Here is a 19,947-nt window from a genome sequence, read left to right as displayed (position 1 = left end):
CGGGTTATTCAGCCAGTTTGAAGGTGATGAAGCTCGCGCGACCTTCACGCAGGACGCGCATCGACACCGAACGATTCTTCGGCAGCGCCTTGGCGATCTCGGCGAATTCCTTGGTGGAGCCAATGGCCTGGTTGTTCAGGTGAGTGATCACGTCCCCCGGTTGCAGACCGATCAAAGCCGCAGGACCGTCCTTAACTTCCTTGATCACCACTCCGCCCTTGAGGTCGTAGGTTTTCTTCTGCTCAGCGGTCAGTTCCGCCACCGAAACACCGAGGCGGTTGCTGCTGCTTTCCGCACCCGACTTCGGCAGTGCAGCCAGCTCTTTGTCCTCATCCGGAATCGCACCGACAGTCAGCTCGACATTCTTGCGTTTGCCGTCACGGATCACTTCGAGGCTGGCCTTGGCGCCCGCTTTCAGCGCACCGACCAAGTGTGGCAGGTCGGCGGACATGACGATCGGCTGACCGTTCATGCTCAGGATCACGTCGCCCACTTGCAGGCCGCCCTTGGCTGCCGGACCGTCATCCTGAATCTGCGCAACCAGCGCACCGGCCGGCTTATCAAGACCGAACGACTCGGCCAGATCCTTGTTCACTTCCTGGATGACCACGCCCAGCCAGCCGCGGCTGACTTTGCCACCGCTTTTCAGCTGATTGGAAACGTCCATCGCCACGTCGATCGGAATGGCGAACGACACACCCATGAAGCCACCGGAACGGGTGTAAATCTGCGAGTTGATCCCGACCACTTCACCGTTCAGGTTGAACAGCGGGCCACCGGAGTTACCCGGGTTGATTGGCACGTCGGTCTGGATGAACGGCACGTAGTTTTCGTTCGGCAGGCTACGGCCGACGGCGCTGACAATGCCTTGGGTCACAGTGTGGTCAAAGCCGAACGGAGAACCGATTGCCACGACCCACTGACCCGCCTTCAGGTCCTGGGACTTGCCGAGCTTGAGCACCGGCAGATCCTTGCCATCGATTTTCAGCAGGGCCACGTCGGAGCGTGGATCGGTGCCGATCAGCTTGGCTTTCATTTCACTGCGATCTGCCAGACGCACGAGGATTTCGTCGGCATCGGCAATCACATGGTTGTTGGTCAGGATGTAGCCATCGGAGGAAATGATGAAGCCCGAACCGAGCGATTGCGCTTCACGCTGACGATCGCCGCGCGGCGAACGCTGCTGAGGCGGCATGCCACGCTCGAAGAACTCGCGCAACATCGGCGGCAAGCCTTCCAGGTCAGGCATCTGCTGGTTCACCTTGCGGTCCGGCAGCTTCTGCGTGGTACTGATGTTCACCACTGCAGGCGAGGCCTGTTCAACCAGTTGGGTGAAATCCGGCAGGTCGGCCGCCTGGGCAGCGGGGACAGCCTGACCCAGCACCAGCACGGTGGCGAAAATGGAGAGATAAGACTTCAAGCTAAGTATCGACATACAGCTCCCGTTACGACGAGCAGGGTTAAGCGATATGGAGCAAGGAACACCGGGAACCGCGGGCCGGTATTTTTGTTCCGGGAACAACAGACAAGGCCAGAGCCGTGAGGCTCTGACCTATAAAAAACTTTCGGGTGATTTGCAAATGAAAATGCTGAGCAAACATTTCATCTACGTCTCGAAGAAGAAGTGGAAATGACTGAAATCAGCTCACTGCTTGCTGGTTGCAGCGCCATCGTTGCGCATCGAAAGGGCAATCCTCTCGGCCGTGCCGATTGGAATTTCGCCGACCACCGTCACCATCATCTCACCCTCAGGCGTAGTGAGGCGGCGGGAAACTGCGACAGTCGGCCCCAACTGCGTGCGGGTATCGGTCACTGTTGCACCGTTCAACGGCTCAAGAAACACTGAAAACCGCGCCAGCCCGTCGTCATACATCAGGCTGCTGACTTGAGTTTTGGTTTCGGAATCTTTGTGTGAAGTACTGCTGGTCAGCACGAAACCCGGAGGCAGCCAGTCGGAATGCCAGACCTGAGCCGTTTTCACGGCAGACGCCTTGTCACTATCAATAGTGACGGCCTTGCACTCGGCGCCAGCTTGAAGGTCTTTGTCCGACGGGACATCAGCGGTATCGAGGCTGGTGAACTGGAAACGCTCGAGTAGCTGCCCTTTATCGTTGAGCAACAACGACTTCAGTGGCAATCCGGTCTGTTTATCCAGATGCAGTTCGAAACCATAACGATGCTGGTCGCGAGGCGTCAACGATACGATGACCGCATCACGCCCGGCCACGCGCGACTTGCCGATGACGGCAAGCTCATACCAGTTTTTCAGCTTTTGGGGATCAAGCGAACGAGCGGTCGAGTTGGGAGAGTCTCCCAACCCCGCAATCAGGGTGCCGCTGACGCATTGAGTATGCCCATCAACACGCACGACTTCCTGAGCCGAGCCGTCGAGCTGAAGCAAACGCTCGCGGACCTGACCGTTCTGGACACGATGCCAGATATTGTGGGTAGAAAAACTACCGTTACGCTCGTATACGAAAGTACCTTGGAAGCTTTGCTGCTGCTCGGCCTGACCCAGGCGAATCAGCCAGTCCTGGGCCTCGTCGGCATGGGCTGGAACAATGAACCAGCCGCTAAGCAGAAGCGAAAGTAGAGGTATGGCGCGCATGATCCTCCTTAACGGTTTTCCATGCTTGCTGCACGCGCATAAGGCAGAGCGCTTTCAGTACCTTTCAACGCAGCTTGCTGGGCATGCTGACGCAGATAGCCTGGCAGACGCTGATCGTGCCAGCCTGGCTGACCTTGCAGAACGCCGTTGGCCATCGGCCCCGTAGTTTCCGAGCTTTCCTTGTAGCCAGCTAGGACGGCCGGGCCTTTGACCTGCGGCGCAACCAGCGAAGGCTGATTGGACTGCTGCGCCAGCTCGACGCCAGCGATTTCGTCCTGGTTGTACAGGCGCACACCGGCCAGTACCGCAACGGTCACCGAAGCTGCAACGGCCAGACGACCCAGGTTGCGCCAAGGGCCGCGGGCTACTTTGGCTGGAGCCGTTTCGTCTTCCAGCGCAGCAGAAACTGCCGCAGCAATGTCCAGACGCGGAAGCAGCAGATCCTTGTGCATGGCTGCCCGAGCGATCTGATAACGAGCCCAGGTCTCACGGGTTTCAACATCGTCCAGTGCATTGATCACTCGACGCAATTCCAGTTCGTCCGCTTCGTTATCCATCACTGCGGACAGCGATTCCTGCAGGGCTTCACGACTCATGGCGTTCCTCTCTTGGCTGTCGCCGCTGTCTCAGTTTTCCTGCAACAACGGCTGCAGGGCTTTATCGATGGCCTCCCGGGCGCGGAAAATCCGGGAGCGCACGGTACCCACCGGACACTGCATGACGCTCGCAATGTCCTCGTAACTCAGACCATCGAATTCACGTAAAGTTAAAGCCGTACGTAAATCCTCTGGCAGTTGCTGAATGGTTCGATGGACGGTGCCTTCGATCTCATCCCGCAGCAAAGCGCGTTCCGGCGATTCGAGATCCTTCAGGCCGTGATCGCCGTCGTAGAACTCTGCGTCTTCAGAACTTACATCGCTATCCGGCGGCCGGCGGCCGCGTGAAACCAGATAGTTCTTTGCCGTGTTGATGGCAATGCGGTAAAGCCACGTATAGAACGCGCTGTCTCCGCGAAAGTTTCCTAGCGCTCGGTAGGCCTTGATAAAGGCTTCCTGAGCCACATCCTGGGCTTCATGGGTGTCGTGCACGAAACGCACGATCAACCCGAGAATTTTGTGCTGATATTTCAGCACCAGCAGATCGAAAGCTCGCTTGTCGCCACGCTGAACGCGCTCGACCAGCTGCTGATCCTCTTCCTGGGTTAGCATGAACACTCCTCGATAAGCATGGAGGAGGCTTGCATAACTAAACGACCAGACTTGCAAACATAGACTCGGGCTTTTCGCAAAAGTTCTCCCCCTCCAGGCAAGTTTCCTGCGGGCTCTGATTTGGCACGCACGAAAAACGCAGCGCGGGATAAACCGGCTGCGCGAATAATCTTGTCATCGGTTCGCCGGCAAAAACCCAATCGCAGGTTCTGCATTGAAGCCGACACTGTCCCGTGCTTCTGGCAACTGACTATTGATCTTGGGCCTCTGGCAAAAGTTCCAATTATTTATAGCCGTGCTGAAGCGACATTGAGCAACCGCGTGCTGAAAAAGCCTGTTTCATCCTCGATACAGTCGCCTTTTCCCAAAACGACAGAAAAAAACGTCCGACGAAACGTCAAGCTTTTGTCGTCACAGTAGTTTCACAATGCCATACGAGCTCGGCTATTGTGCCGCTCCACCCCTCTATATACTAGTGGGCTGTGTGGCTGTCTTGACTCGCCGATCCAGCTGTCCTGCGCCACCCCCGATCCGGGTCGCTTTGAGCGGAATCCTGAAATGAGCCAACAGTTTCAACACGATGTTCTGGTGATTGGCAGCGGCGCTGCCGGTTTGAGTCTCGCGCTGACCTTGCCGGGTCATTTGCGCATTGCCGTATTGAGCAAAGGTGATCTGGCCAACGGCTCGACTTATTGGGCCCAGGGCGGCGTCGCTGCCGTGCTGGACGATACCGATACTGTCGAATCCCACGTCGACGACACCCTGAACGCCGGCGGCGGTCTGTGCCATGAAGACGCGGTGCGTTTTACCGTCGAGCACAGCCGCGAAGCCATCCAGTGGCTGATCGACCAGGGCGTGCCGTTCACCCGCGACGAACAGTCCGGCACCGAAGACGGCGGTTTCGAATTCCACCTGACTCGCGAAGGCGGCCACAGCCATCGACGCATCATCCATGCCGCCGACGCAACCGGCGCAGCGATTTTCACCACCCTCCTCGCCCAAGCCAGAGAACGCAGCAACATCGAACTGCTGGAGCAGCGAGTTGCCGTTGATCTGATCACCGAACGCCGTCTGGGCATGAGTGGCGAGCGCTGCCTCGGCGCCTATGTGCTGAATCGCGCGACCGGCGAAGTCGACACCTACGGCGCACGCTTCGTGATCCTCGCGTCCGGCGGCGCCGCCAAGGTCTACCTCTATACCAGTAACCCCGACGGCGCTTGCGGTGACGGCATCGCCATGGCCTGGCGCTCGGGCTGCCGAGTGGCGAACCTGGAATTCAACCAGTTCCACCCTACGTGCCTGTATCACCCGCAGGCCAAGAGTTTCCTGATCACTGAAGCCTTGCGTGGCGAAGGCGCGCACCTGAAGCTGCCCAACGGCGAACGGTTCATGCCGCGCTTCGACAAACGTGCCGAACTGGCGCCACGCGACATCGTCGCCCGCGCCATCGACCATGAAATGAAGCGGCTGGGCGTCGACTGCGTCTATCTCGACATCAGCCACAAGCCTGAAGCCTTCATCAAAAACCACTTCCCGACCGTCTACGAACGTTGCCTGGGTTTCGGCATCGACATCACCAAGCAGCCGATTCCGGTCGTACCGGCAGCGCACTACACCTGTGGTGGCGTGATGGTTGACCAGCACGGTCGTACCGACGTGCCGGGGCTGTACGCCATCGGCGAAACCAGCTTCACCGGCCTGCACGGGGCCAACCGCATGGCCAGCAACTCGCTGCTCGAATGCTTCGTTTATGCCCGCTCGGCGGCTGCGGATATTCTTGCGCAACTGGATGACGTCACCGCGCCAACCGCCCTGCCCGAGTGGGACGCCAGCCAGGTCACCGATTCCGACGAGGACGTGATCATCGCCCACAACTGGGACGAGCTGCGCCGCTTCATGTGGGACTACGTGGGGATCGTGCGCACCAATAAGCGCCTGCAACGAGCGCAGCACCGCGTGCGTCTGTTGCTGGACGAGATCGACGAGTTCTACAGCAACTATAAAGTCAGCCGCGACCTGATCGAGCTGCGTAATCTGGCGCAAGTCGCCGAACTGATGATCTGCTCTGCCATGGAGCGCAAGGAAAGTCGCGGTCTGCATTACACCCTCGACTACCCGAACCTGCTGCCCGAGGCGCTCGACACTATTCTGGTGCCGCCCACCTACGCCGGCTGAACTTGAGCCGCACTCGCAGGCGTCGGTGCACATCCGCTGCCTGCGAGTCTCGCGGTACACAGATCGAGCGCACCCGCCGCTCCCCGCGCAAACGAAAGCGCAGCACCACGATCAACGGCAACGCCAGGCTGTCAGGGCGCAGCTGGACTGCTTGCCAGCCGCCCGCCTGATTCCACAATTGCCAGCCATCGGCATCGCGGCGCAATCGGCAAAAAGCCTGCGGATGCGTCAGCAGAATCTGCCGTGGCAACACCCACACGGCGTGCAGCAGACAGGCGAAGGCCCCGAGCAGACAGGCCCAGAGTGGAATCGACAGGAGAAACAACACACCCAGCGCGAACGCCTGGGTCAACAGATACGCCGCCAGCAACTGCCGAGAGGCATGCCAGCGGCATTCGAACGTATTACTTGGGCTGAACACGGTCCAGGATCATCCGGACCATGCGCTGCAGCTCAGGGTCTTCGGACTCACTGCGCTCCATGAACCAGCCGAACATGTCCTGATCCTCACAGGTCAGCAGACGGACATACAAGTCGCGATCGACCTGGTTGAGGTGCGGATAGACCTCTTTCACGAACGGCACCAGCAGTACGTCAAGTTCCAGCATGCCGCGGCGGCTGTGCCAGAAGAGGCGATTGAGTTCAACTTGTTCGACCATGGAGCCCTCCTCAAATAGGCGCGCAGTATACAGCCCCGGCGCGGGTCGCACAGTCGGCTTTGGTCGGGCACCACCGATCCTTTATCAACTACCCATTTCAACAACGCGCCCTTATGATGTGCCCCAGACTTTTTTACCCTGCGATGACCCATGGCCGATTCTGCTTTTTTCTGCACCCTGTCTCATGAAGGCGTACTCGCGGTTCGCGGCGTGGATGCCGGCAAATTCCTGCAAGGCCAATTGACCTGCAACATCAATTACCTCAGCGACAGCCAGGCCAGCCTGGGCGCGCGCTGCACGCAAAAAGGCCGGATGCAGTCGAGCTTCCGCATTCTGCTCGAAGGTGACGGCGTGCTGCTGGCAATGGCCAGTGAACTGCTGGAGCCGCAACTGGCGGATCTGAAAAAGTACGCGGTGTTCTCCAAGTCCAAACTGACCGACGAAAGCGCCGCCTGGGTGCGTTTTGGCCTGGAGCACGGCGACGCCGCGTTGGCCAGCCTGGGTCTGAGCCTGCCAAGCGAAACCGACAGCGTAGTGCGCAGCGCAGGCCTGATCGCTATTCGCGTCTCGCCGGATCGCGCCGAACTCTGGGTACCGGCCGATCAAGCCGACGCCATCAAAGCCAAGTTGGCCACCGCCCTGCCTGAAGGCGAATTGAACCAATGGCTGCTGGGGCAGATTCGCGCCGGTATCGGTCAGGTCATGCCGACCACCCGCGAGTTGTTCATCCCACAGATGCTCAACCTGCAGGCCGTCGGTGGCGTGAGTTTCAAGAAAGGTTGCTACACCGGCCAGGAAATCGTCGCGCGCATGCAGTACCTGGGCAAGCTCAAGCGTCGCCTCTATCGCGTAGAACTTGACGCGACTGAACTGCCAGAGCCGGGCACCCCGCTGTTCGCCCCAAGCCACAGCAGCGCCATCGGCGAAGTGGTGATTGCCGCCCGCGCCGCAGAAAAGATTGAACTGCTGGCGGTGTTGCAGGCCGAAGCTGCCGAAGCGGGTGATCTGCACCTGGGCGACCTCGAAGGGCCAGCCCTGCATTTGCTCGACCTGCCCTACGAACTGGATCGCGACCGCGAAATCCAGCGCTGATCGCAGCTTTTGTTGCAACACCCTAGAGAATCTACATGAGCGAGCTGGCGGATAAGGTCCAACAGGATTTGGTTGAGGCCATCGATAACGATGACCTGGTTCTGCCAACATTACCGGAAGTGGCCCTGCAAATTCGCAAGGCTGCCGAAGACCCGGAGATCAGTGTCAGCGACCTGAGCAAAGTGATTGGCCGCGACACGGCGCTGTCGGCACGCCTGATCAAAGTGGTCAACAGCCCGTTGCTGCGCGCGACCCAGGAAGTCACCGACCTGCACACCGCGATCACCCGACTGGGAGTGAACTACAGCAGCAACCTGGCGATCGGCCTGGTGATGGAACAGATCTTCCACGCCCGCTCCGAGGTGGTCGAACAGAAGATGCGCGAAGTCTGGCGCAAGAGCCTGGAGATCGCCGGCGTCAGCTACGCCCTGTGCCGTCGGCACACCCAACTCAAACCTGATCAGGCGGCGTTGGGCGGGCTGGTGCATCAGATAGGCGTATTGCCGATCCTGACCTACGCCGAAGATCACTACGAACTGCTGTCAGACCCGGTCAGCCTCAACCATGTGATCGACCACATTCACCCGCTGCTGGGCGACAAGCTGTTGCGGGTCTGGGAATTTCCCGAGCAACTGGTGGCGTTGCCGGGGCTGTATCTGGATTTCAAACGCGACTCGGCGCACCTCGATTACGTCGATCTGGTGCAGGTGGCGAGTCTGTATTGTCACAAGGACAGCGATCATCCGATTGCGCGGATTGACCCACTCAGCGTGCCGGCGTTCAGGAAGCTTGGGATCGATCCGGAGAACAAGGAGTTGTGCGCGGATCTGGAAGAATCGCGGACGATGTTTTACTGATCCGGAACCGCGGCGCGGCCTTCGCGAGCAAGCCCGCTCCCACAGGGGATTTGTGTACGGCGTGGACCCCCTGTGGGAGCGGGCTTGCTCGCGAAGAGGCCCGCACCAACACCACATTTATCCGGCAATAAAACTCACCCGAACCTTCAAACCGGCCTGCTCACCATCGTGCAAGGTGATCTGCGCCAGATGCGCCCGGCAGATCTCTCCGACGATCGCCAGCCCCAACCCTGAGCCCGCAACCTGCTGATTGCGCCGATAGAAGCGTTCAAACACCCGATCCCGCTCCTCCAGCGGAATGCCCGGCCCGTCATCTTCAACTTCAAGCACCGCCGGCGCCGCGACCCGCAGAATCACGTTGCCGCCCGGTGGCGTATGCGCCAGTGCGTTGTCCACCAGATTGCTCAGCAGTTCATTGAGCAACGTCGGTTCACCGCGCAGCCACACCGGCTCATCCGCCTCCAGAGCCAGCGCGACTCCGCGCGCATGAGCCAACGGCGCCATGGCCATGCCCAGTTCGCGGGCCAACTGACTCAGATCCAGTAATTGCGCGCCGCCCTCGGCAATCGCCCGGGCACCGTTTTCCACCCGCGCCAGCGACAGCAGTTGATTGGCCAGATGGGTCAGGCGATCAGTGCTTTGCGCAGAGGATTCCAGGGTTGTGCGCCAGGTTTCCGCTTCAGTCGAACGCAGCCCCAGTTCCAGCCGCGCCTTCAACGCCGCCAGTGGCGTGCGCAGTTCGTGGGCGGCATCGGCGATGAACTGCGCCTGCCGCTCGAACTGCCCGCGCAAGCGTTCGGTGAAGTGATTGAGCGCGCGCACCAGCGGCCACAATTCATGTTGCACTTCCACCAGCGGCAGCGGCCGCAAATCATCGGGCTGACGCTCCTCCACCGCCGTGCGCAATCGCTCCAGCGGGCGCAGCGCGGCACTCACCGCGAACCACACCAGCAACAGGGCGCCGATCGCGAGCATGCCCAGACGCAGCAGCGTATCGGCCGCCAGACTGCGGGCCATGCTGACTCGCGCCTCGTCGGTTTCGGCGACGCGGATTTCCGCCATGCCGTTCATGTTCGGTTCGGTGACCGCTTTGAGCAGGCTGACCACGCGCACGTTCTGCCCGCGATAGGTCGCGTTATAGAAGCGCGCGAGCGCTGGATAATCGTCGGTTCTCGGCGTACCGGGTGGTGGCCCGGGCAGGTTTTCATAGCCGGAAATCAGCTTCTGATGGATGTCGTTGACCTGGTAGTAAATCCGCCCGGCGCTGTCGTAAGCGAAGGTGTCCAGCGCCACGTAGGGCACGTCGGCGCTGAGCGTGCCGTCGCGCTGCGACAGGCCGGCGGCAATGGTTCGCGCCGAGGCCAACAGGGTTCGGTCATAAGCCGTGTCGGCAGCTTCGCGCCCGTTCCAGTACGCGCTCAGACCACTGGCGAGCATCAACACCACCAGCAACAATGCGAGGTTCCACAGCAACCGCCAGCGCAGGCTGCTGGGCTTATGCATCGCGACTTTCCAGCAGGTAACCGAGGCCACGGAAGGTCACGATCGCCACCGGTTGGCCGTCGAGTTTCTTGCGCAGGCGATGCACGTAGATTTCGATGGCATCGGGGCTGGCTTCTTCGTCGAGACCGAACACCTGTGCGGCGAGTTGCTCCTTGCTCATCACCCGGCCCGGGCGGGCGATCAACGCTTCGAGCACGGCTTGTTCGCGGGAGGTCAGAGTCAGCAGTTCTTCGCCGAGACTGAAGCGCCGGGTGTCGAGATCGTAGGCCAGCACGCCGCAGCGCTGCTGACGCTCGCCACCGAGCACACTGCGCCGCAACAGGGCTTTGACCCGGGCTTCGAGCTCGGTCAGTTCGAACGGTTTGGCCAGGTAATCGTCAGCGCCGAGATTCAAGCCGTGTACGCGGTCCTTCACATCGCTGCGCGCCGTCAGCATCAACACCGGCAGGTTCTTGCCGCGTGCGCGCAGGCGTGCCAGCACCTCGAAACCGTCCATGCGCGGCAGGCCGACATCGAGGATCGCCATCGCGTATTCCTCGCTGCCCAGCGCCAGGTCGGCGGCCACGCCATCGTGCAACACGTCCACGGTCAGACCGGTGCTCTTGAGCGCCTGGGCGACGCTTTCGGCCAGTTGCAAATGGTCTTCGACGAGCAGAACACGCATGGATCTCTACCTCATTCAGGGATGGCCGACGCCACTCTTTGCCGCGGAGTTTACAGCCGCAACCGCCGCTGTGAAGCCCGAAACCCGCGAAATCCAGCTGAAAGGTTAGTGAAAGGTTAGCCCGTTAGAGTCCGGTCACGGACAGTTTCGACTGCCGTCGCTGCTGCCACACAGCGATACGAAAAACGCCTCGAAGCGTTTTCGACCAATAAGAACAATAACGGAGTACACCCGCATGCCGTCCTTGCAGACCAAGGCTTCTACGCCTGTTCGTCCTTCTCGTTTGCGCCACGCCACCCTCGCCAGCACCGCTGCCCTCGCCGGTTTCTCACCGTTGAGCTACGCCGACTTCATCAAAGACAGTTCCGCCACCTTCGAAACCCGCAACATGTACTTCAACCGCGACTTTCGCGACGGCACCAGTGCCCAGCAAAGCAAGCGTGATGAATGGGCGCAGGGTTTCATGCTCAACCTGCAATCGGGTTACACCGACGGCACCGTGGGCTTCGGTGTCGACGCGCTGGGCATGCTCGGGGTCAAACTTGATTCGAGCCCGGATCGTACCGGCACCGGCCTGTTGCCAACCCACGATGACGGGCGCGCGGCGAACGAATACTCGAAAGTCGGCCTGACCGGCAAAGTGAAAATCTCCGCCACCGAACTGAAAATCGGCAGCCTGATTCCCGAACTGCCGATCCTCAAACCGAATGACGGGCGCATCCTGCCGCAGACGTTCGAAGGTGGTTTGCTGACCTCCAAAGAGATCAAGAACCTGACCTTCACCGGCGGGCGTCTGGAGAAAGCCAAGGATCGCGACAGCACCGATTTCGAGGACATCGCCCTCAACAACAAGAACAGCCGCTTCGCTGGCACCGTGGCCGGCAAGCATTTCGATTTTGCCGGCGTGGACTACAAGTTCACCGACAAGATCACCGGCAGTTACCACTTCGCCCAGCTCGACGAAGTCTATAACCAGCACTTCTTCGGTCTGGTCGCCTCGCGGCCGATGGGCCCGGGCACCTTCGCCACTGACCTGCGCTTTGCGGTCAGTGACGATCAGGGCGCGGCCCGTGGTGGCGAGATCGACAACCGCTCGCTCAACGGTCTGGTCAGCTACGCCCTGAGCGGCCACAAGTTCACCGCCGGTTATCAGCACATGTCCGGCGACAGCGCGTTCCCCTATGTCGATGGCAGCGACCCGTACCTGGTCAACTTCGTGCAGATCAACGACTTCGCCGGCGCCGAAGAACGCTCCTGGCAGGCGCGTTACGATTTCGACTTCGCCCGCCTCGGCATCCCTGGCTTGTCGTTCATGAGCCGTTACCTGAGCGGTGACAACATCAAGCTCAAGAATGGCGAAGAAGGCAAAGAGTGGGAGCGCAACACCGAGATCAAATATGTAGTACAAAGCGGCGCCCTGAAGGACGTTGCCGTACGCCTGCGTAATGCCACCTACCGTTCCAACTACTCCGCTCGCGATGCCGATGAAGTGCGTCTGCTGGTGAGCTATAGCGTTGCCCTTTGGTAATTCAGTACGTCCATAACAACAACTCCCAAGGAGACATAGATGAACTTATCACTGCGTAAAGTTGCTCTGGCCGCTGGCGTCATGCTCTTCGCCGGCCAATTGATGGCCGAACCGAAACGTCCGGAATGCATCGCCCCGGCCTCCCCCGGCGGCGGTTTCGACCTGACCTGCAAACTGGCGCAAAGCGCGCTGGTCAATGAAAAACTGCTGACCAAACCGATGCGCGTGACCTACATGCCCGGCGGTGTCGGTGCGGTGGCGTACAACGCGGTCGTCGCCCAGCGCCCGGCCGATGCCGGCACGCTGGTGGCGTGGTCCAGCGGTTCGTTGCTGAACCTGGCGCAAGGCAAGTTCGGTCGTTTCGACGAGACCAACGTGCGCTGGCTGGCCGCCGTCGGCACCAGTTACGGCGCCATCGCGGTGAAGAGCGATTCGCCCTACAAGACCCTCGACGATCTGGTCAAAGCCTTGAAGAAAGATCCGAGCTCCGTGGTCATCGGTTCCGGCGGCACCGTCGGCAGCCAGGACTGGATGCAGACCGCACTGATCGCCAAGGCTGCCGGGATCAACCCGCGTGACCTGCGTTACGTCGCCCTCGAAGGCGGCGGCGAAATCGCTACTGCACTGCTCGGCGGTCACATCCAGGTGGGTAGTACCGACATCTCCGACTCCATGCCGCATATCCAGAGCGGTGACATGCGGCTGCTCGCGGTGTTCGCCGATAAACGCATCGACGAACCGGAAATGAAAGACATCCCGACCGCGCGCGAGCAGGGCTACGACATCGTCTGGCCGGTGGTGCGCGGTTTCTACCTCGGGCCAAAGGTCAGCGACGAAGACTACGCCTGGTGGAAAGACGCCTTCGACAAACTGCTGGCCTCGGACGATTTCGCCAAGCTGCGCGATCAGCGTGAACTGTTCCCGTTCGCCATGACCGGCCCGGAGCTGGACACCTACGTGAAGAAGCAGGTCGCGGACTACAAAGTGCTGGCCAAAGAGTTCGGCCTGATTCAGTGATCGTCTCTGTCTAGCGGCTGCGGCCTCGCGCATCGAGGCCTCGGCACAGGAGTTTCCCATGCTCTTACAACGCATTTTCGCCTCGGTGCTGTTGCTGGCCTGCGTTGGCCTGGCGCTGATGGCGTGGCCGTATCAAGCGGCTTTTTCTTATGAACCGGTCGGCCCGCGCGCCTTTCCTCTGCTGATGCTCGGCCTGATGGGCGTGGCGCTGCTGTACATGGTGTTCCGCCCGGCACCGATCAAACACAGCGAAGACGAGCCACCGCTGGATCGCGAAACCCTGACCAAGATCGGCATCTGCGTGCTGTTGCTGCTGGTGTTCGCCGGCCTGTTCGAACCACTGGGCTTCATTCTCAGCAGCATCCTGATCGGCATCCCGATGGCGCGCCTGTATGGCGGTCGCTGGCTACCGAGCATTGTGGTGACAACGTTGATGGCCATCGGTCTGTACCTGCTGTTCGACCGTCTGATGGACGTTCCACTGCCGCTGGGCCTGCTCGACGTTCTGGAGAACTGATATGGATACTCTCGGTTATTTGGGTCAGGGCTTCGGCGTCGCGCTGAGCCCGTACAACCTGGTCACGGCCTTGACCGGCACGCTGATCGGCACCGTGGTCGGGCTGTTGCCGGGCCTGGGTCCGATCAATGGCGTGGCCCTGCTGATCCCGATCGCCTTCGCCCTCGGCCTGCCACCGGAGTCGGCGCTGATTCTGCTGGCGGCGGTGTATCTGGGCTGCGAATACGGCGGGCGGATCAGCTCGATCCTGCTGAACATTCCGGGCGAAGCCTCCACCGTGATGACCACCCTCGACGGTTATCCGATGGCGCGCCAGGGTCTGGCCGGTGTCGCCCTGTCGCTGTCGGCATGGAGTTCGTTCATCGGTGCGTTCATCGCCACCTGCGGCATGGTGCTGTTCGCCCCACTGCTGGCGAAATGGGCGATTGCCTTCGGCCCGGCGGAATACTTCGTGTTGATGGTGTTCGCGATTGTCTGTCTCGGCGGCATGGCCGGCGATCGTCCGTTGAAGACGTTTATTGCGGCGTTGATCGGGCTGTTCCTGTCGACCGTTGGCATCGACGCCAACAGCGGCGTATACCGCTTCACCGGCGACAACATTCACCTGACCGACGGCATCCAGTTTGTGGTGTTGGTGCTGGGTCTGTTCTCGGTCAGTGAAATCCTCCTGCTGCTGGAAAAAACCCATCGTGGGCAGGAAGCGGTGAAGGCCACCGGACGCATGATGTTCAACTTCAAGGAAGCGGCGTCGGTGTTCGTGGTGAACATCCGTTGCGGCCTGCTGGGTTTCATCATGGGCGTGTTGCCGGGTGCCGGCGCGACGTTGGCCAGTGCCGTGGCCTACATGACCGAAAAACGCATCGCCGGTGCCGGCGGCAAATTCGGTCAGGGTGACGCCCGTGGCCTCGCCGCTCCTGAGACCGCGATCGGCGCTTCGGCCTGTGGCGCGCTGGTGCCGATGCTGACCCTCGGCGTACCCGGTTCGGGCACCACCGCCGTGATGATCGGCGCGCTGTCGCTGTACAACATCACCCCGGGGCCGCTGCTGTTCCAACAGCAACCGGACATCGTCTGGGGCCTGATCGCGTCGTTGTTCATCGCCAACATCATGCTGGTGATCCTCAACATCCCGATGATCCGCATCTTCACCCGCATCCTCGCCGTGCCGAACTGGGCACTGGTGCCGGTGATCGCGATCATCACCGGAATCGGTGTGTATGCGGTGCATGCGACCACCTTCGACCTGTTCCTGATGGTCGGCATCGGCATCTTCGGTTACATCCTGCGCAAACTGGATTTCCCGTTGTCGCCGGTGCTTCTGGGGTTCATTCTCGGCGGGCTGATGGAGCAGAACCTGCGTCGTGCGCTGTCGATTTCCAACGGTGCGCTGGAAATCCTCTGGTCGAGCCCGATCACTTTCGGCGTGTGGATCCTGACCGCGATCATGTTGCTGATGCCGCTGCTGCGCATCTGGCGCAAACGTGCGGCGGCGCAACGCGCCATCGCCGATGTCTGATCGCTCCTCCCTCAGAAGCTGGTGGGCCACCCCGCTGGTCGGTCTGCTTGGCGGTTTTATCGCCAGCCAGATCGGCTGGCCACTGCCGTGGATGGTCGGCTCGTTGCTGGCGATCATCCTCGTGCGCTGCCTGACCCCGTGGCAACTCACGGAAATCCCCGGAGGGCGTAAATGCGGCCAATGGATTGTCGGCATCGGCATCGGCCTGCATTTCACCCCGTTGGTGATGGAGCAGGTGCTGAGTCATTTCGGATTGATCTTCTTCGGTGCCCTGGTCACCAGCCTGTCGGCGGTGGTCGGCGTGTGGTTGATGCGCCGTACCGGCGAGGATCGTGCCACGGCATTTTTCTCGAGCATGCCCGGTGGCTCAGGTGAGATGGTTAACCTCGGCGCACGCAATGGCGCGCTGCTCAGTCATGTCGCGGCGGGGCAGAGTCTGCGGGTGCTGGTGGTGGTGCTGTGCGTGCCGGCCGCGTTCAAGTATCTGCTGGGCGACGGCACGCCGATTTCCCACGCCGGCAACGTCGATTGGCGCTGGCTGGCGATTCTGTTTCCTACGGGCGCCCTGCTCGCCTGGCTCTGGCAGCGTTTGCGTCAGCCCAATCCGTGGCTGTTCGGGCCGCTGCTGGTCAGTGCCACGGTGAGCATTGCCTGGGATTTGCACATCGGCCTGCCGGACGGTGGCAGTCAGATCGGCCAGTGGCTGATCGGCAGCGGTCTGGGCTGTCACTTCAATCGACAGTTCTTCCGCCGCGCACCGTCATTCATGGGCCGTACGCTGATCGGCACGGCGCTGACCATGTTGATCGCGACCTTGGCGGCTTTAGGTTTGAGTGCACTGACCCATCTGGATCTGCGTTCGCTGACGTTGGGCATGATGCCCGGGGGGATTGCCGAGATGAGCCTGACGGCGGAGACCCTGCAACTGTCGGTGCCGCTGGTGACGGCGATGCAGGTAATGCGGTTGCTGTTTGTGCTGTTTCTGGCGGAGCCGTTGTTCAAGTACTGGAACCGTAATCCCGAGTAACACCGATAGACCGAGTTGCCTTCTTCGCGAGCAAGCCCGCTCCCACATTGGTTATGTGCATGCCGCAAAACCAATGTGGGAGCGGGCTTGCTCGCGAAGGGGCCGGTCCGGTCAGCCGATCAAATCGGCGGCAGCCGCCACTCGATCGGCGCTTCGCCATTTTGCTCGAGAAACTTGTTGGTCCGGCTGAAATGCCCGCACCCGAGGAAGCCACGATAAGCCGACAACGGCGACGGATGCACCGACGTCAGCACCAAATGCTTGGTCGCATCAATCAGCTTCTGTTTGCTCTGCGCATGCGCACCCCACAGCATGTACACCACATGCGGCTGCCGTTCGCTGACCAGTTCGATGATCCGGTCGGTGAAGAACTGCCAGCCCTTGTCCTTGTGCGCGTTGGCATTGGCGCGCTCGACAGTCATGGTGGTGTTGAGCATCAACACGCCCTGATCGGCCCAGCTCTGCAGGTAGCCGTGGTTGGGAATGTCGATGTTCAGGTCGCGCTTCAACTCTTTGTAGATGTTGACCAGCGACGGCGGTGCCGGCACGCCCGGCTGCACCGAAAAGCACAAGCCATGGGCCTGGCCCGGGCCGTGGTACGGGTCCTGGCCGAGGATCACCACTTTGACTTTATCCAGCGGTGTCGAATTCAGCGCATTGAAAATCAGCGGTCCCGGCGGATAGATTTCCTTGCCGGCCGCCCGTTCCTGCTGCAGAAAAGTGCGCAACTCTGCCATGTAAGGCTGGTCGAACTCAGCACGCAGTGCCTCCTTCCAGCTTGGTTCGAGTTTGATACGGTCGTCAGCAGTCATGGTCATACCCGGCAAAAACAATGGGGCGAACCCTAGGAAAGCCGACCACGCTTGTCAATTGATCTGACACAGATCCGGCACTTTCCCACGCAGCGATCATACTGATCGTTCAAATTCCCGATCGAGGTCACGATGAATCTGCACTTCGAAGAACTCACCGGCACCGACGGCGCCCGCCTCGGGATCGCCAGCCTGGATGCTGAAAAGTCGCTCAACGCACTGTCCTTGCCGATGATCAACGCCCTGAGCGACAAACTGCACGCCTGGGCCAAGGACCCACAAATCGTCTGCGTGCTGCTGCGCGGCAATGGCGCCAAGGCGTTCTGCGCCGGCGGCGAAGTGCGCAGCCTGGTGGAGGCCTGCCGGGCCCACCCCGGTGAAGTCCCGCCACTGGCGGCGCAGTTTTTCGCCGCCGAGTATCGCCTGGACTACAGCTTGCACACCTACCCCAAACCGCTGGTCTGCTGGGGCCACGGTTACGTGCTCGGCGGCGGCATGGGCCTGTTGCAAGGCGCGAGCACGCGGATCGTCACGCCGAGCAGTCGCCTGGCGATGCCCGAGATCACCATCGGTCTGTATCCGGACGTCGGCGCCAGTTGGTTTCTCTCACGGTTGCCGGGCAAGCTCGGCTTGTTTCTTGGACTGACCGGCGCGCACATGAACGGTCGTGATGCCATCGATCTGGATCTGGCCGACCGTTTCCTGCTTGAAGAGCAGCAACCGCAGCTGATCGAAGGCCTGCTGCAACTCAACTGGCAGGAACAGACCGACATGCAGCTCAACAGTCTGTTCAAGGCCCTGCAACAGGAAGCCGTCGGGCAGATGCCCGAGGCGCAATGGCTTCCGCGGCGCCAACAGATCGATGAACTGCTCGACGTCAGCGACGTCACCTGTGCCTGGAAAGCCATCAGCCTGCAACGCGACAGCAGCGACCCGCTGATCGCCCGCGCCGCGAAAACCCTGAGCGAAGGCTCACCGCTGACCGCGCATCTGGTCTGGGAACAAATCCTCCGCGCCCGGTATCTGTCGCTGGCCGAAGTGTTTCAGATGGAATACACACTGAGCCTCAATTGCTGTCGGCACCCGGAATTCAGCGAAGGGGTACGGGCGCGATTGATCGACAAGGATCAGAAACCGCACTGGCATTGGCCGGACATCAATAACGTCCCGGACGCGGTGGTCGAGGCGCATTTTCACAAGGTCTGGGAAGGTCGGCATCCGTTGGCGGATCTGACGCAATACTGAACGCCCGGTAAATCGCAGGCACAAAAAAAGCGGCGCTCAATGCGCCGCTTTTTTGTTTGTGGATGATTACCAGCGACCGCCTCGCCCGCCGTGATCACCGCGGTTACCGTGATGATCACGGCCACCCCGGTCACGATCCCAACCCCCACCACGGTGCCCGTCCCAGCGCCCGCGATCGTTGTCGTGCCAGCGGCGGCTCTCGTAGTAGCGTGGCGCTGGCTGGTAGTAACGCGGCGCCGAGTAGTAACGCGGAGCCGGTTGGTAGTAACGCGGGGCCGCCTGGTAGTAGCGCGGGGCCGAGTAATAGGTGCTGCCGCCGCTGTAATAGGTGCCGCCATTGTTGTAGTACGCCGGAGCGGGTGAGGTGTAGACCTCCGAGCTGTAATAACTGTCTGCGTAGGAGTAGGGAGCGCAACCGGCAACGGAAAACATCATCGCAGCAAGTAGAAGAATTCGTCGATACATGGCGGCCTCCTGGACCGCGGGTAGCCACACCAGCGACGCTGGCAGGCATCAGTCGTTTATTCGGTGACTGACGAAACATCTGACAGCGTTTTCCGAATCTGGTGCGCTTCCGTAACAAGTTGAAACATGTGATTGATGAAATCCTGTTCATTTGGAAACCACTGTCATTCAGCCGCTGATCAGTGGTGCCCACCGTGATAGCCGCCGCCGTGATAACCGCGTCCGTAACCGCCGCGATAGCCGTAGCCGCCGTAGTAATAATGAGCACCGCCGTAGTAACGCGGTCCGTAATATCCGCCGTAGTAATAAGGCGAGTAGTAGCCGGGATAATAAGACGTGGCGGGATAAGCATCGTAGGGACCGGCATAGTAATAACACCCGGACAGGCCTGAACCGAGCACCGCTCCCAGCAGCACTCGACGTAACAGTTTTGAAATACCCATGACGGCCTCCTGAAAGACCCACGGCCGCAGCAGGACAGCGCAGCCGACACAGTTTTGACTGTCAGGTCCGGGGCAAGTGCCGGGCGCGCAAAGGCTTCAGATCAGCGGTGTCAGTCACACTGAAAATCCTCTGTGGGAGCGGGCTTGCTCGCGAAAGCGGTGGGTCAGTGATGAATCACTGACTGACAGGACGCCTTCGCGAGCAAGCCCGCTCCCACTGTTGACCTGCGTAATGCCCAGGAATACATCGGTGCCACCACCGTACATGCTGATGACACCTTGCATACCCTGCTGTCTCGGGCCGATCATGCGATGTAGCAGGCCAGACAAACTGGCCGTAACCGCAATTGCGTGGAAATGCCTTACTCGTCCTATGCCTGATTCCGACATCAAACCCGACCTCTGCCCGGCCTGCGGCGCGCGCAACGACTGCAGCCTGGCTGACCCGCGCACCGCCGACCAGGCTTGCTGGTGCTATGCCGTGAGCATCGATCCGGCAGTGCTTGAAGCCTTGCCCGCAGCGCTGCGCAATCAATCCTGCCTATGCCCGCGCTGCGCTCAGGTCGAAGCGCAACTGCAAGCAGCGGTGCGGCCGATCCCGTAAGATACGC

The 19,947-nt window shown here is 60.7% G+C and carries 21 protein-coding genes; 10 read left to right on the top strand and 11 right to left on the bottom strand.

Translation table 11 applies throughout. The features are described 5' to 3' along the window. Positions 1-4 precede the first annotated feature (4 nt). The 4 genes from J1G18_RS10865 to rpoE form a co-directional block, all read right to left on the bottom strand. On the bottom strand, positions 5-1,435 hold the full coding sequence (locus tag J1G18_RS10865; protein WP_223007632.1) for a DegQ family serine endoprotease: 1,431 nt from the start codon (positions 1,433-1,435) through the stop codon (positions 5-7). 210 nt (positions 1,436-1,645) lie between these two features. Next, on the bottom strand, positions 1,646-2,608 hold the full coding sequence (locus J1G18_RS10860; RefSeq protein ID WP_223007631.1) for a MucB/RseB C-terminal domain-containing protein: 963 nt from the start codon (positions 2,606-2,608) through the stop codon (positions 1,646-1,648). An 8-nt stretch (positions 2,609-2,616) separates the two neighbouring features. Next, the gene (locus tag J1G18_RS10855) at positions 2,617-3,204 is read right to left on the bottom strand and encodes a sigma-E factor negative regulatory protein (RefSeq protein ID WP_135295139.1); all 588 of its coding nucleotides are present in this window, start codon (positions 3,202-3,204) and stop codon (positions 2,617-2,619) included. Positions 3,205-3,234: 30 nt separating this feature from the next. After that, positions 3,235-3,816 carry an RNA polymerase sigma factor RpoE gene (rpoE, locus tag J1G18_RS10850; protein ID WP_003172477.1) on the bottom strand — a complete coding sequence of 194 codons (582 nt, stop codon included), beginning with the start codon at positions 3,814-3,816 and terminating at the stop codon, positions 3,235-3,237. Between the two features lie 558 nt (positions 3,817-4,374). Here rpoE and nadB point away from each other — a divergent pair. Further along, entirely contained in the window at positions 4,375-5,991 is a 1,617-nt protein-coding gene (gene nadB, locus J1G18_RS10845) for an L-aspartate oxidase (RefSeq protein WP_098967664.1), read from the top strand. Here the strand turns inward: nadB and J1G18_RS10840 are convergent. Together J1G18_RS10840 and J1G18_RS10835 are read right to left on the bottom strand one after the other, a co-directional pair. Continuing rightward, the gene (locus J1G18_RS10840) at positions 5,960-6,412 is read right to left on the bottom strand and encodes a protein YgfX (protein ID WP_097086670.1); all 453 of its coding nucleotides are present in this window, start codon (positions 6,410-6,412) and stop codon (positions 5,960-5,962) included. The genes nadB and J1G18_RS10840 overlap by 32 nt on opposite strands. Beyond that, on the bottom strand, positions 6,396-6,650 hold the full coding sequence (locus J1G18_RS10835; protein WP_003222550.1) for a succinate dehydrogenase assembly factor 2: 255 nt from the start codon (positions 6,648-6,650) through the stop codon (positions 6,396-6,398). The genes J1G18_RS10840 and J1G18_RS10835 overlap by 17 nt, the downstream gene beginning before the upstream one ends. A 150-nt stretch (positions 6,651-6,800) precedes the next feature. On the opposite strand from J1G18_RS10835, the gene J1G18_RS10830 reads away from it, so the two are divergent. Together J1G18_RS10830 and J1G18_RS10825 are read left to right on the top strand one after the other, a co-directional pair. Continuing rightward, positions 6,801-7,742, top strand: coding sequence for a YgfZ/GcvT domain-containing protein (locus tag J1G18_RS10830; RefSeq protein ID WP_134785623.1), 942 nt, complete (start codon positions 6,801-6,803; stop codon positions 7,740-7,742). A gap of 35 nt (positions 7,743-7,777) precedes the next feature. Beyond that, positions 7,778-8,599, top strand: coding sequence for an HDOD domain-containing protein (locus tag J1G18_RS10825; RefSeq protein ID WP_027614457.1), 822 nt, complete (start codon positions 7,778-7,780; stop codon positions 8,597-8,599). A gap of 117 nt (positions 8,600-8,716) precedes the next feature. Here the strand turns inward: J1G18_RS10825 and J1G18_RS10820 are convergent, their stop codons facing one another. Then, the gene (locus J1G18_RS10820) at positions 8,717-10,102 is read right to left on the bottom strand and encodes a sensor histidine kinase (RefSeq protein WP_027614456.1); all 1,386 of its coding nucleotides are present in this window, start codon (positions 10,100-10,102) and stop codon (positions 8,717-8,719) included. Beyond that, entirely contained in the window at positions 10,095-10,766 is a 672-nt protein-coding gene (locus J1G18_RS10815; protein ID WP_003222545.1) for a response regulator, read from the bottom strand. Before J1G18_RS10815 ends, J1G18_RS10820 begins: the two co-directional genes overlap by 8 nt. Before the next feature lie 235 nt (positions 10,767-11,001). Between J1G18_RS10815 and J1G18_RS10810 the strand changes: the two genes are divergently transcribed. The 5 genes from J1G18_RS10810 to J1G18_RS10790 are packed head-to-tail and all read left to right on the top strand — an operon-like array spanning position 11,002 to position 16,371. Beyond that, positions 11,002-12,294 (top strand): OprD family porin, encoded by a 1,293-nt coding sequence (locus J1G18_RS10810; RefSeq protein WP_135295135.1) that lies wholly within the window; start codon positions 11,002-11,004, stop codon positions 12,292-12,294. Positions 12,295-12,333: 39 nt separating this feature from the next. Next, positions 12,334-13,311, top strand: coding sequence for a Bug family tripartite tricarboxylate transporter substrate binding protein (locus J1G18_RS10805; RefSeq protein WP_007963261.1), 978 nt, complete (start codon positions 12,334-12,336; stop codon positions 13,309-13,311). Between the two features lie 58 nt (positions 13,312-13,369). After that, the gene (locus J1G18_RS10800) at positions 13,370-13,828 is read left to right on the top strand and encodes a tripartite tricarboxylate transporter TctB family protein (protein WP_027614453.1); all 459 of its coding nucleotides are present in this window, start codon (positions 13,370-13,372) and stop codon (positions 13,826-13,828) included. A 1-nt stretch (position 13,829) separates the two neighbouring features. Continuing rightward, complete coding sequence (locus J1G18_RS10795) at positions 13,830-15,344, top strand: tripartite tricarboxylate transporter permease (RefSeq protein WP_183781620.1); 1,515 nt, start codon at positions 13,830-13,832, stop codon at positions 15,342-15,344. After that, positions 15,337-16,371 (top strand): AbrB family transcriptional regulator, encoded by a 1,035-nt coding sequence (locus tag J1G18_RS10790; RefSeq protein ID WP_027614451.1) that lies wholly within the window; start codon positions 15,337-15,339, stop codon positions 16,369-16,371. The genes J1G18_RS10795 and J1G18_RS10790 overlap by 8 nt, the downstream gene beginning before the upstream one ends. A gap of 119 nt (positions 16,372-16,490) precedes the next feature. On the opposite strand, the gene ung is transcribed toward J1G18_RS10790, so the two are convergent. Next, complete coding sequence (gene ung, locus J1G18_RS10785) at positions 16,491-17,183, bottom strand: uracil-DNA glycosylase (protein WP_223007630.1); 693 nt, start codon at positions 17,181-17,183, stop codon at positions 16,491-16,493. A 132-nt stretch (positions 17,184-17,315) separates the two neighbouring features. Here ung and J1G18_RS10780 point away from each other — a divergent pair, with 132 nt between their 5' ends. Further along, positions 17,316-18,428, top strand: coding sequence for an enoyl-CoA hydratase/isomerase family protein (locus J1G18_RS10780; RefSeq protein WP_223007629.1), 1,113 nt, complete (start codon positions 17,316-17,318; stop codon positions 18,426-18,428). A gap of 66 nt (positions 18,429-18,494) precedes the next feature. Here the strand turns inward: J1G18_RS10780 and J1G18_RS10775 are convergent, their stop codons facing one another. Together J1G18_RS10775 and J1G18_RS10770 are read right to left on the bottom strand one after the other, a co-directional pair. Then, positions 18,495-18,893 carry a hypothetical protein gene (locus J1G18_RS10775; protein WP_134785619.1) on the bottom strand — a complete coding sequence of 133 codons (399 nt, stop codon included), beginning with the start codon at positions 18,891-18,893 and terminating at the stop codon, positions 18,495-18,497. Positions 18,894-19,072: 179 nt separating this feature from the next. Then, positions 19,073-19,336, bottom strand: a complete 264-nt coding sequence (locus tag J1G18_RS10770; protein WP_134785618.1) for a hypothetical protein — start codon at positions 19,334-19,336, stop codon at positions 19,073-19,075. Positions 19,337-19,709: 373 nt separating this feature from the next. Between J1G18_RS10770 and J1G18_RS10765 the strand changes: the two genes are divergently transcribed. Beyond that, positions 19,710-19,940, top strand: coding sequence for a cysteine-rich CWC family protein (locus J1G18_RS10765; protein ID WP_134785617.1), 231 nt, complete (start codon positions 19,710-19,712; stop codon positions 19,938-19,940). The last annotated feature ends 7 nt before the right edge of the window (positions 19,941-19,947 follow it).

Source organism: Pseudomonas sp. MIS38, assembly GCF_019891575.1.
GTDB lineage: Bacteria > Pseudomonadota > Gammaproteobacteria > Pseudomonadales > Pseudomonadaceae > Aquipseudomonas > Aquipseudomonas putida_A.
This window is presented reverse-complemented; position numbering and strand designations above follow the sequence as displayed.